Source organism: Mesorhizobium sp. B2-3-12, from assembly GCF_006442205.1.
GTDB lineage: Bacteria > Pseudomonadota > Alphaproteobacteria > Rhizobiales > Rhizobiaceae > Mesorhizobium.
In genome coordinates, this window is record NZ_VFVR01000006.1 from 1 (window position 1) to 11206 (window position 11206).

General features: G+C 60.6%; 14 protein-coding genes and 1 tRNA gene. 11 read left to right on the top strand and 4 right to left on the bottom strand.

The genetic code is table 11. From position 1 onward, the window contains the following. The first annotated feature begins 166 nt into the window (after window positions 1-166). Window positions 167-252: transfer RNA gene (locus FJ948_RS17785), tRNA-Leu, on the top strand. Window positions 253-820: 568 nt separating this feature from the next. Continuing rightward, entirely contained in the window at window positions 821-1606 is a 786-nt protein-coding gene (locus tag FJ948_RS17790) for a hypothetical protein (protein WP_140706621.1), read from the top strand. Window positions 1607-1825: 219 nt separating this feature from the next. Here the strand turns inward: FJ948_RS17790 and FJ948_RS17795 are convergent, their stop codons facing one another. Both FJ948_RS17795 and FJ948_RS17800 read right to left on the bottom strand, forming a co-directional pair. Next, window positions 1826-2548 carry a hypothetical protein gene (locus tag FJ948_RS17795; protein ID WP_140706623.1) on the bottom strand — a complete coding sequence of 241 codons (723 nt, stop codon included), beginning with the start codon at window positions 2546-2548 and terminating at the stop codon, window positions 1826-1828. A gap of 165 nt (window positions 2549-2713) precedes the next feature. Continuing rightward, window positions 2714-3292, bottom strand: coding sequence for an NUDIX domain-containing protein (locus FJ948_RS17800; protein ID WP_140706625.1), 579 nt, complete (start codon window positions 3290-3292; stop codon window positions 2714-2716). Between the two features lie 157 nt (window positions 3293-3449). Between FJ948_RS17800 and FJ948_RS17805 the strand changes: the two genes are divergently transcribed. The 4 genes from FJ948_RS17805 (at window position 3450) to FJ948_RS17820 (ending at window position 5711) form a co-directional block, all read left to right on the top strand. Continuing rightward, the gene (locus FJ948_RS17805) at window positions 3450-4553 is read left to right on the top strand and encodes an NADH:flavin oxidoreductase/NADH oxidase (protein ID WP_140706627.1); all 1104 of its coding nucleotides are present in this window, start codon (window positions 3450-3452) and stop codon (window positions 4551-4553) included. A 215-nt stretch (window positions 4554-4768) separates the two neighbouring features. Further along, the gene (locus FJ948_RS17810; protein ID WP_246677544.1) at window positions 4769-4984 is read left to right on the top strand and encodes an SH3 domain-containing protein; all 216 of its coding nucleotides are present in this window, start codon (window positions 4769-4771) and stop codon (window positions 4982-4984) included. Between the two features lie 164 nt (window positions 4985-5148). Further along, complete coding sequence (locus FJ948_RS17815) at window positions 5149-5442, top strand: DUF982 domain-containing protein (protein ID WP_140706631.1); 294 nt, start codon at window positions 5149-5151, stop codon at window positions 5440-5442. 29 nt (window positions 5443-5471) lie between these two features. Then, on the top strand, window positions 5472-5711 hold the full coding sequence (locus FJ948_RS17820) for a DUF2188 domain-containing protein (RefSeq protein WP_136617408.1): 240 nt from the start codon (window positions 5472-5474) through the stop codon (window positions 5709-5711). 58 nt (window positions 5712-5769) lie between these two features. On the opposite strand, the gene FJ948_RS17825 is transcribed toward FJ948_RS17820, so the two are convergent. Both FJ948_RS17825 and FJ948_RS17830 read right to left on the bottom strand, forming a co-directional pair. Continuing rightward, entirely contained in the window at window positions 5770-6054 is a 285-nt protein-coding gene (locus tag FJ948_RS17825; RefSeq protein ID WP_140706633.1) for a hypothetical protein, read from the bottom strand. 55 nt (window positions 6055-6109) lie between these two features. Continuing rightward, a complete protein-coding gene (locus FJ948_RS17830) occupies window positions 6110-7123 on the bottom strand; it encodes an alpha/beta hydrolase (protein ID WP_140706635.1) in 1014 nt (337 codons plus the stop codon). A gap of 238 nt (window positions 7124-7361) precedes the next feature. Here FJ948_RS17830 and FJ948_RS17835 point away from each other — a divergent pair, with 238 nt between their 5' ends. The 5 genes from FJ948_RS17835 to FJ948_RS17855 all read left to right on the top strand — a co-directional run bounded on the left by FJ948_RS17835 (window position 7362) and on the right by FJ948_RS17855 (window position 10757). After that, a complete protein-coding gene (locus FJ948_RS17835) occupies window positions 7362-8105 on the top strand; it encodes a competence/damage-inducible protein A (protein WP_140706637.1) in 744 nt (247 codons plus the stop codon). A 99-nt stretch (window positions 8106-8204) separates the two neighbouring features. After that, window positions 8205-9038, top strand: coding sequence for a universal stress protein (locus FJ948_RS17840; protein ID WP_140706639.1), 834 nt, complete (start codon window positions 8205-8207; stop codon window positions 9036-9038). A gap of 116 nt (window positions 9039-9154) precedes the next feature. Then, window positions 9155-9655: a xanthine phosphoribosyltransferase gene (gene gpt, locus FJ948_RS17845; RefSeq protein ID WP_140706641.1), complete on the top strand. Its 501-nt coding sequence runs from the start codon at window positions 9155-9157 to the stop codon at window positions 9653-9655. A 210-nt stretch (window positions 9656-9865) separates the two neighbouring features. Beyond that, on the top strand, window positions 9866-10354 hold the full coding sequence (locus tag FJ948_RS17850) for an NUDIX hydrolase (RefSeq protein WP_140706643.1): 489 nt from the start codon (window positions 9866-9868) through the stop codon (window positions 10352-10354). 91 nt (window positions 10355-10445) lie between these two features. After that, window positions 10446-10757 (top strand): PilZ domain-containing protein, encoded by a 312-nt coding sequence (locus FJ948_RS17855; RefSeq protein WP_140706645.1) that lies wholly within the window; start codon window positions 10446-10448, stop codon window positions 10755-10757. Window positions 10758-11206 lie beyond the last annotated feature (449 nt).

Genomic DNA, 11206 nt, shown 5'->3' on the forward strand with positions numbered 1-11206 from the left:
GCCATGGCGGATCGATCCGCAGCGCAGATATCTACCGATGCCAGCAGTGCGGATAAATTCCGCGATCGCGCCAGTATCATCCCGCCTCCTCCTCTGGGTTGAGCGCTCGGGCGCCTCAGAACACGACTTGACGGGCTGTGTCTGGCGTCTGAAAAGGGCTGGCCTCGCGGACGTGGCGGAATTGGTAGACGCAAGGGACTTAAAATCCCTCGATCTCTGATCGTACGGGTTCGATTCCCGTCGTCCGCACCATTTTGCCAATTTCGTATTTGCCTCACGCCCTGCCAGAAATAGCCTGGGTATCCACTCACTATCTCTGAGATGGAATCGCACATGATCGGGTCTGGCATTGATTTTTCGCCCTAGGCATCCTTGGGTTTGGCGCGAGGTCATTGAGCAAGCTTCCCAATCTCATCGACGCCTCACCGGCCACGAACAGGCCACGTTCCACCCAGGAAGCCCGGTCTGGATTACGGCAACGTCTTGTATAAACAAGAGGCCAAGGCAGCGGATGGGTTGTGCTCTGGCTCTTCCAGTCGCTCTGTTTGCCTGTCTACCGTTCAGCGAGCCGCATTGCGCGTAGTATGCTAGCGAGCGCCGCCGCAGTTTCTAAAAACGCTTGTGTTCAGCGACATGCTGGTCAACGCTGGCTGAGTCCAATCCACAGACTGGCAGGGTGGGAAGCGTGTCGGAAGTTAAAACAAAGACGTCGGAGACAAAGAAGAAGTCCTGTTTCGTAGTATGCCCAATCGGCGCCGAAGGCAGTACGACGAGGCGGCATGCGGACTGGCTGCTACACGAAATTATCGAGCATGTCCTGGTGACAAATTTTCCCGACCAGTTTGTGGTTGTCCGCGCCGACAAGATCGACCAACCGGGTATGATCGATGCTCAGATCATAGGGCACCTCTTGGACGACGATCTGGTAATCGCTGATATGACTGAGCTAAACCCGAACGCCTTCTATGAAATGGGTATACGGCACATGAAAGAATTGCCGATCATCCATATGTTCAAGAAGGGTGAAATCATCCCCTTCGACGTAAAATTGTACAGAGCAATACCCTTCGATTATGGTGATCCAACTGACCTTAAAGCTGCGCGTGCGGACTTAACGCGAGCATTGGTTGCGGTGCTCGATCCGGATTACAAACCGGACAATCCTGTCATCCGCGCTCGTGGCGTGGTGAAATTGGCTGAAAGCGCCACGCCCGAGTCGACAATAATTCAGCAGCAGTTAAATGAAGTATCTCGACGACTTGCTTCAGTCGAAGACAGGCAATTGTTGTCTATATCAGAGAGTAGTCATGTTATAGACGAATTCGAAATGCAAAAATTCTTGCAAAGGTTCCCACCTACTGCAACCACCATAGTTGTTAGATTTTCTCCATCAACTCAAGATGATCAGCTTAATAACATGATTTCCTCTTTGGAAGGCGCCCTGAAGACAGTGATAACTAAGTTTGCAGGGTACCGATTTGGAAAGGCATTTCTTATTAAACTCCAATCCGAACCATCGGCTCCAGAACTCCTAGTGATTACTAATTTGTTAAGATCTATCGCAGGCGTTTCTGCTGTCAATGTGCAGCAGTGGGAAAGATCATAGGCAGCCTTTTCTCTGCTGAATCATTTCCCAGCCAACTAGTGGTTACAGTAGCGTCGGGCGGGACATCACTACGGTCCAAACATCCTAATTGCTGCCATAATCAATGCCATAGCCCCCTCGGCTGTCAAACTGCCGGTCGCGCCAATCAAGGCCTCTCGGGCATCCGAAAGGAAGCCTTTCATTTTGCCACTGTCAGGCGAAGACTTTCCCGCCTCGTGCTCAGCGGCGTCCATGGCACGTGCGAGTCGCGGTCCGTCTGCGCCATCGCGCACCAACAGCGGGGCGGCCTCTCTTACCTTCCGGACGATGTCTATAATCTGCTACGAGGTCGAGGCAGAGACCGAAATATCTCCCGACGTATTGCCGCTGCCCATAGGTCACGGCAGCCTCCTTGGCGCGGGTCTTCTCCGCGTCGTTAAATGATATCCCCTCGCCAGCAATGCCGGCTCGCTCAAGGTCGATGGCCCAATCAAGTATTTGATTGCGTACCGCGTCAATCACGCCTTGCAGTTGACTGATTGACAGATGGTTTGACATCCGACCGAGTTCTACATTCATTCCTTCATTTAGCGCTCGTACGGTGTCCGCGTCGTACGGCATTTCGATAAACCCGCCCTTGTCTGTACGCTCTATTACGTCTTCCAGCGCCGGCAGTGACTGGTAAGCATCCGACCGAGCAAGGGCCTCATTCTGCTTGGCTGTATTCATGATGATCGGAATCCAACCTCGATAAGGATTGAAGGCCTGAGGCCGCCCGGTCAATCGGCGGTATTTTGGGAGTACATGATCGGTCGGGTATCCATTTAGTTCATGCTCGACCCAATCCTCGATTTTACCTAGGTTGAGCTTCGCAGCCGCCAGCTTCACCTTCCGTAAAAGAGTAGCGACGGGCACGTCCCGATCTACTGCTTCCCGTTGTATCTCCTCAACTAGGCCGGCCATTCAGATTCTTCCTCCACGCAGCCCTAATATTAATCACAAAAATACGTCGCCGGCATGGTCAATTTAGAGGGCCTAAAGTCCCTCGGTCTCTGATCTGAAGGGTTCCATCCCCGTCACACGCACAAGTCGGGTCAGATGTCTAAGATCGTCGAGATCCGGTGCCACTCAAACCTTCATCGGATACAGCTTCAAATGCTGAACCAAGATAATCGTCTTGGCATCGATAATCCGGCCATCGGCAATCCCCGCGAGCGCTTCGTCGAGCGGCATTTCCAGGACCTCGATGTCCTCGCCCTCTTCCGGCGCGCCGCCGCCGGCCGAGATGCGGTCGGCGGGTGAGTAGCGGGCGATGAAGAACCAGAGCCGCTCGGTGACGCTGCCGGGGCTCATGTAAGGCGAAAACAGCCGCTCGATCTTGTTCAGCCGGTAGCCCAGCTCTTCCTCGGCTTCCTTGAGGATGGCGGTCTCCGGGTCGTTTTCGTCGAGCAGTCCGGCGCAGGCCTCGATCAGCGGTTCGCGGTGGCCGGTGGCATAGGCGGGATAGCGGAACTGGCGCACCAGGAGCACGGTCGCTCGCTGAGGGTCATAGGGTAGGATGACCGCGCCGTCGCCGCGATCATAGGTCTGGCGGATCTGCGTTTCCCATTGTCCGTCGCGCCGGCGGTAGTCGAGCACCGTCTTCTTCAGGATCGCCCAGTCGTCGGAGAGGACCTCTTCCGAGCGTATACGAATGCGGTCTTCCATGGCTACCTCGATGCTTGCTGTCGGGCGCAGGCGTAGCCGCCAACCGGCCTCTCTGCAACCGGGGCAGCGATTGGTCCAGCACGCGTTTCACCCTCTCGTGTGTGGTACGGAAGAGCACCGTTGCCTAAATAGCGGGTTTCCCTCCGGAGTTGGTTTCATGACGACATCGCTATTCCAGCCCATCACGCTCGATGGGCTCACCTTTCCCAACCGCATCGCCGTGGCGCCGATGTGCCAGTATTCCGCCGATGACGGCTCGGCCAGCGACTGGCATCTCTATCACTGGATGAACCTCGCCATGTCCGGCGCCGGCATGGTCACGGTCGAGATGACCGATGTCGAGCGGCGCGGGCGTATCAGCCATGGCTGCCTCGGCCTCTATTCCGAAGACAATGAGGCGGCCGCGCGCCGCGCGCTGGACGCTGCCCGGCGCGTGGCGGCACCCGGCACGAAGTTCGGGACGCAGCTGGCGCATGCCGGCCGCAAGGCCTCGAACCGCAAGCCATGGGAAGGCGGCGGCCCGCTGCAGCCGAATGAAGACCCCTGGCAGACCGTCTCGGCCTCGGCGATCGCCTACGATACGGGCTGGAACGTGCCGCACGCGCTGGAGGACGAAGAAATCCTGCAGCTCATCGAACGCTTCGCCGAGGCCGCAAGGCGAGCCGAACGTGCCGGCTTCGACTTCATCGAGCTGCACGCAGCGCACGGCTATCTGATCTTCCAGTTCCTGTCGCCTCTGTCCAACCAGCGCACGGACCGCTGGGGCGGCTCGCTGGAAAACCGGATGCGCCTTGTCGTCGAGATCGCCAGGGCGGTGAAGAAAGCGGTGCCGAAGCTGATGCTCGGCGCCAGGCTGTCGGTGACGGACTGGGTCGATGGCGGCTTCGACGTCGCCGACGCGGTCGAGGTGGCGAAAGCGCTGAAGGCCGAAGGCGTCGCCTATCTCTGCTGTTCGAGCGGCGGCAATTCGCCGTTGCAGAAATTGCCCACCGGACCCGGTTATCAGGTGCATCTGGCGGAAGCCGTGCGCAAGGGCGCCGGAATTCCGACCCGTGCGGTCGGCCTGATCGACGACCCGAAACAGGCCGAGGCCGTTATCGCCGAAGGCCGCGCCGACATGGTGGCACTGGCACGCGCCTTCCTCGCCGATCCGCGCTGGGGATGGCGTGCGGCCGCCACATTCAGCGAAAAAATCCATCCCGCGCCGCAGCTCGCCCGCTCGGTGACGACGATGCAACATTGGATGAAGGCCGCGGGCTGACCTGCCCCAATCCGCTGCGGCTGGACAGCTTGCGATGGCTCCGCTTTAATCGGTCCGTCACTTGTTCCGGTGGGTAAGGCCGCCTTCGGCGGCCGGATTTGGGAGGGGACATCATGTCGTTCAGGGCATTTTTGCCGGCCGCAGTCGTTATGGTTGTGGCGGGGTCATGGCTTGGCGCGTCCACGCCAAGTGTTGCGCAATACTGCGAGGGTACGGTGCACGGCCTGTCAGGCCGCTACAATGTGGCGACGGGCAGCGGTTTTCTGGCCGTGCGCACAGGGCCCAACTCGTCGTCCCGGATCATCGGACAGCTGTTCAACGGCGACCATGTCGAGATCTTCGACCGGCGCGGCAACTGGTACCAGGTCGAAATCGGCGGCGGGACCGGCTGGGCGAATGCGCGCTGGCTGCGCAATGACTGCGGCTACTGAGGCCGTCGATGCATGCCGCCCAAACCATGCTCGCGGCTTGACCCGATGGCGGGTCCGGTTGGCCGACCCTATGCCCACGCGGCGCGGCGATAAACACGACGCGACCTTTGGGCGCAGGCCGAGGGCCATTTTTGCAACCAAATTGGCTGCTTTGCGTTGCGGCCATGATGGACAACAAGCCTTTTGAAACGCCCGTCGTGGTCGAACTTGGCCATGTCGGCAAATATCGCCATATCCGCTCGACCCAGGAGGCGGCGGAGTGCCTGATGACGGTGTGGCCGCTCAATCGCGGTCCTCGTCATCGTGATGCCCTCGACACTTGCCTCAAAGTGCTGGAAGGTTATCGTTCCACAGCGGAAGCGCGCAGGGCACTGATCGAGGCCGCCAGGGAATCGGAAGTGCTGGTGCCCGACGACCGGCTGGCAGACGACCGTCTGCCCGACGACCGACTGCATTGAGCAGACGGACCTTTAACCGGAGGTTTTGAATGGCGAAGCTGACTTACAAGATCGTCGAGCATGACGGTGGATGGGCCTACAAGGTCGGCGCGACCTTCTCGGAGACATTTCCCACCCATCAGGATGCGTTGCGCGCCGCCGAAATCGCTTCGGCGGAACAACAGGTGGCCGGCGCCACCGACGGCATCCAGTATGAGGACGCCGACGGAAAATGGCACGAGGAACTGGCTGACGGCCGTGATCGGCCCCAGACTGAAATTTCCGATTGATAGTCATGTGCCAGCCGGACGCCAGGAGAGACGGCGTCCGGGGCAGGCCCGCGGCTCGCTATTTGCCGCAGTACTGATCGTTGACGTTGCCTTGGGCATTCGCGTCGGGGCCTGCCGTGTTCGAGGCACAAGGCCCGGCCGGGCCGGGATTGCCAAGGGTGTTCAATCCGGACCCGTCCGCGTTGATGCTGCCGGTGGTGCTCTGGTCGACGGCGGAAGAATCCCCGTTGCCGAACAGCCACCAATTGTGATGGTTGGAATAGGTTGCGTCGGACGATTGGGCCATCGCCGATGTAGCGAGACCGATCGTCAGGACGGATGCAGCGAAAAGTTTCCTGTACATTGAATTACTCCGTATCTTGGCCGCCTTGGGATGCGACACGGGGTAAACCCGGCAATCAGCCGGATGGTTCATTGAAATTGTCGTGAACCCTTGGTGATGCCGTATCTGAAAAAGCTCGCCCCGCGATGCGCTTGATGAAGGCAACGACCCTGTCCGGCTCGACGAATTGCGGCATGTGGCCGAGACCATCGACGGGCTCGAAATCGAGGCCCTCGAGCTTTTCCCGCATCGGCTCGCCATGGACAGCCATGCCGATGACGCGATCGGCGCCGCCGAACAGGATGCCGGCCGGCATGGCGATCTCGCCATAGCGGCGCTCGATGTCGCCGAGATCCTTCTCGACCGCCACGACATCGCTCGACGTCGCATGGTAGTGAGCGGGCCTCAGGCCGAGCCATCCGCCTCCTCCGGTCATGTAGTCCGCCGCGACGGCTTGCGGCGCGAAGATGAAGTCCATCGTCGGGCGGGCATATCTAAGGCTCGCCGGTATCGCCACCGTATAGGCCATGATCCATCGCAACAGGCGCGAGGGAATGTAGAGCAGGTCAAATCCTTGCCGCGTCCTTGTCTCAAGATGCGTCAGGGGCGCCAGCAAGGCGATGCCTGAAATCGCCTCTGGATGGTCGACGGCCAGGGTCAGTGTGATGGCACCGCCGAGAGAATGACCCACCACAAGCGGCCTTTCCAGCCCCAGTGTTTCCATGAAGCGTTTGATGATCTCGGCCTGCTCGGGCAAGCGGCCCGTCGCTCCGCTTGCCCGCGTCGAATAGCCGGAGCCCGGACGGTCGAGCGCGATCAGCCGGTAGCCGGGACCGAAACGGCCAAACACGGTGTGCCGGAAATGATGCAATTGGGCGCCAAGCCCATGCAGGAAGACGATCGGCCGCCCCTGCCCGACATCGACATAGTGGATGCGGTTGCCGTCGATCTCGATGAATTTTCCGACCGGCGGCACCAATCTCTCCGCTTTCGCCGCGATCCACAGCGTCGCCACCAGCAGACAAGCGAGCAAGAGGACTGCCGCCAGAATGGCGGCGCCGAGCAGCCAGAGCAGAATCGATATCAGCATTCGTCACCCGGATCCGAGCCGCAGCTTACCCGGCCGCGATACCGCCGCAAGGACCGACAGGACGGGCCGACCTCGCGAGGCAGCCGTTGCCGCCCTGCGGGACCAAGGACAATCTGGAGGAGACCAGTCCCTGCAATCCAGCTGATAACCGTGTCTGTCGGACCTTCGCCATCTTGGCGGCATTGCCGACGCCCGTGCGCCGCGCTATGCAGACGGCCCGTCCGCCGGAGCCCTTCCCATGCCTGAAATCGTCACTGCCGCCATGCTTGTCATCGGCGATGAGATTTTGTCCGGCCGTACCAAGGACAAGAATATCGGCCACCTCGCCGATATCATGACGGCGATCGGCATCGACCTGAAGGAGGTGCGCATCGTGCCCGACGAGGAAGACGAGATCGTGGCCGCGGTGAATGCGGTGCGCGCACGCTACACCTATGTGTTCACCACCGGCGGCATCGGCCCCACGCATGACGACATCACGGCCGATTCGATCGCCAAGGCGTTCGGCGTGCCTTGCGAATACGACGCCAAGGCCTATGCCCTGCTGGAGGCGAGCTATGCCGCGCGCGGCATCGAATACACGGAAGCGCGCAAGCGCATGGCGCGCATGCCGCGCGGCGCGGACCATATCGACAACCCGGTGTCGGTGGCGCCGGGTTTTCGCATCGGCAACGTCCATGTCATGGCCGGCGTGCCCTCGATCTTCCAGGCCATGCTCGACAATGTCGTGCCGACGCTGAAAGCCGGCACAAAAATGCTGTCGGCCACGGTGCACTGCCCGTTCGGCGAGGGCCTTGTCGGCGGGCCGTTGGGCGAGATCCAGAAAGCCCATCCCGATACGATCATCGGCTCCTATCCCAAATATGGCGACGGCAAGTTCTGGACCGAATTGGTGGTTCGCGCCCGCAGCAAGGATGCGCTCGAAGCCGCGCGCGCCGACGTCGAGGCCATGGTGGCCGGCTTCGCCAGCCAGGCGCGCTGACCCGGTCGGGCCGGAACCAAGAACGACGCTGCAACGTTTTCCTGCCGCGAGGCCCATCACTCGCGAGATTGAGGGCACTCGCAAGATTGAGGGATCATCATGCGTTTCAAGACCATCGTCGCCATTCTGCAGAACGAGCAGGACGCCGAGCGCGTGCTCGACTGCGCCATCCCGCTTGCCGGCCGCTTCCAGAGCCATTTGATCGGCATCCATGCCGAGGCGCTGCCGGTGCCCTACACGTCGGCGACCGGCTTTCCCGATACGGAATTCCTGCAGGTCTCGGCCGACATGAACCGGGAACGGGCCGACAAGCTCCAGGCCGTGTTTCTCAGGCGCATCGAGGATTCCGGCCTTTCCTTCGACTGGCGCAGCCTGGAGAGCTTCTCCGGCGACAGCGCGCTGACCGGCATTTCGACCGTGCGCGCCGCCGATCTCATCATCGCCGCGCAGCGCGAGACCGGCGGCGATCCGAGCGCCGACGTCGATACGCTGGTCTATGATGCCGGCCGGCCGGTACTGGTGGTGCCAAGCGCGGGTCCGCTCGTCACCACATTCAAACGTGTGCTGCTTGCCTGGAACGGCAGCAAGGAGGCCGCGCGCGCCGCGTTCGACGCCCTGCCCTTCATCATCGAGGCGGAGAAAACCGACATACTGGTCATCGACCCACCCGATACGCTCGACGAAAGCCCAGAGGCCGCCGGCGCCGAGATCGCGTCGGCGCTGTCGCGCCACGGCGCCACCGTCAGTGTTTCGGTGCAGAAATCGGACGGCACCTCGGTCGACGACATGATCCAGAACAGGGTCGCCGAGAGCGGTGCCGATCTCCTCGTTCTTGGTGCCTACAGCCATTCCTGGCTGCGCCAGCTCCTGTTCGGCGGCGTGACGCGCACGGTGCTGCGCACATCACAGGTAGCGGCCTTCCTGTCGCGATAAGTCCACAGCGATCGCTGCCGCCCACCCTTGCCAAACCCAAGGCTTTCCAGTTAATTCCGCGCGCATTCCCCTTTTTTGTGCACGCGGTCGTCGTGTGCCCGTGGAGTGCGCGAGAAATGTCCCTACCCGAAAAAGCCTTCCCGGTCTCCTGGGACCAGTTTCATCGTGACGCCCGCGCGCTTGCCTGGCGGCTTGCCGGCGCCAACAAGGGTCAGTGGAAGGCGATCGTCTGCATCACGCGCGGCGGGCTGGTGCCGGCGGCGATCATTTCGCGAGAACTGGGCATCCGCATCATCGAGACGGTTTGCGTCGCCTCCTATCACGACTACACCAGCCAGGGACAATTGCAGGTGCTGAAGGAGATCACGCCGAGCTTGCTGGCCGACGATGGCGCCGGCGTGCTGATCATCGACGACCTGACCGACACCGGCAAGACCGCCGGCATCGTGCGGGCCATGATGCCCAAGGCCCATTTCGCGACTGTCTACGCCAAGCCCAAGGGCAGGCCGCTGGTCGATACTTTCGTCACCGAGGTCAGCCAGGACACTTGGATCTATTTCCCGTGGGACATGGGTTTCACCTACCAGAAACCGATCGCCGACGACCACGCCGGCTGATTCGCTGCAAGGCGTTTTTTCCAACTAAGCCCGCTACGGACGACAATATTTGCTTGTGCGGCGCGCGCCACGGGCAAGTTATCCTGTGAAATCGACCTTTGTTGACGGGATTCGGCCAGCCTGACCAAAGTTTTTACTTTTATTGGTCACAATTAGCCGTAAGATTCGTGAGGCGGCAAACGATTCTGGAGGCTGGGGCTAGCTTCTCCGATGTTGACACGGGCAACGACGCACAACCATCTGGCTGAAAGGGTCCGGCGACTCTTCGGCACCGCACCATGCCGTCTGCAGGTTGCCGCCTTGCCCTGGCGCGATGCCGGGAACGGTGTCGAGGTCATGCTGATCACCAGCCGTGATACGGGCCGCTGGGTGCTGCCAAAGGGCTGGCCGGAAGCCCGGGAGCCGCTGTGCGAGGCGGCCGCGCGCGAGGCCGCCGAGGAAGCCGGCTTGCGCGGAAACATCTCCCATCTCGAAGCCGGCCGCTATTTCTATGCCAAGGTGCTGGCCTCAGGCGAGGAAGTGCCTTGCGAGGTGCTGGTCTTTCCGCTTCATGTCGACAAGGTCGCCGACCGCTGGAAGGAAAAACACTCCCGCACCCGCAAATGGGTCAATTCGAGCGAAGCCGTGCGCATGGTCAACGAGCCCGACCTTTGCCAGATCATCGCCTATTTCTGCGCCGACCCGCGCAGGTTTTCCTGATCGGCACATATCGCGGCGGACGCACAATCCTGCGCCGCAATGGTTTGCTAATTTTTCTTGGTTAGGATCGATCAGTCCTGGCGTTTGATCGATGGCGAATCCCGCAGACCCACTGCAGCAAGATCCCGGCGAGCCACAGCGCGAGCATCGACCGCGCGTGCTCAAGGGCGGAACGATCATCACCGGCATCCAGAACTCCGAGGTGGCTTGCACGGTGCGCAACCAGCATGCGGGCGGCGCCGAACTGAAAGTACCGCTTGAGTCCCGGGTTCCCGATCGCTTCCTTCTCTATGTTCCGCTCGATGGCGTTGCCTATCGCTGCGAGGCCCGCTGGCGCCGCAACGACAGGATCGGCGTCCAGTTCACCGGCACCGAGCCCAAGCCGAAATTGCACTACGGCTGACCGCCGGGCGGCCATGCCTCGCGGCAGCGCATGTTCGCCACCGGAAAATGGCCGCCACGGCGGTCAATTCTATCCCCGTTATCCACATGTGTGACACACAAGATGTTGGGGTCACAAAAGCTACGCAAACGAATCCTTGACGGCTCGAAACGAGTCGCCTTTTATAGGCCATGCGCTCCTGTTGAGAGCGCGACCGGAAAGTTCTGAGCCCGGTCTTTTTCCCGGACTATGTGTGTTTTGCCCGCATTTCCGCCTGTTTACGAGGCCGGCGGAGGCGTTGGGATCGTGGGTGATGGGGCGACGAAAGGGAGAATTGTCGGACTGGAATAAATTGTCTGTTAATACTATATTTAGTGTTTGCAGCTAAGTTCGACGCTAGATAGTGTGAATTTCCCTCAGGTGAGGGAATCGAAAAATTCAGTTTTGAGGGACCCGTAGGGTCGGTTGGC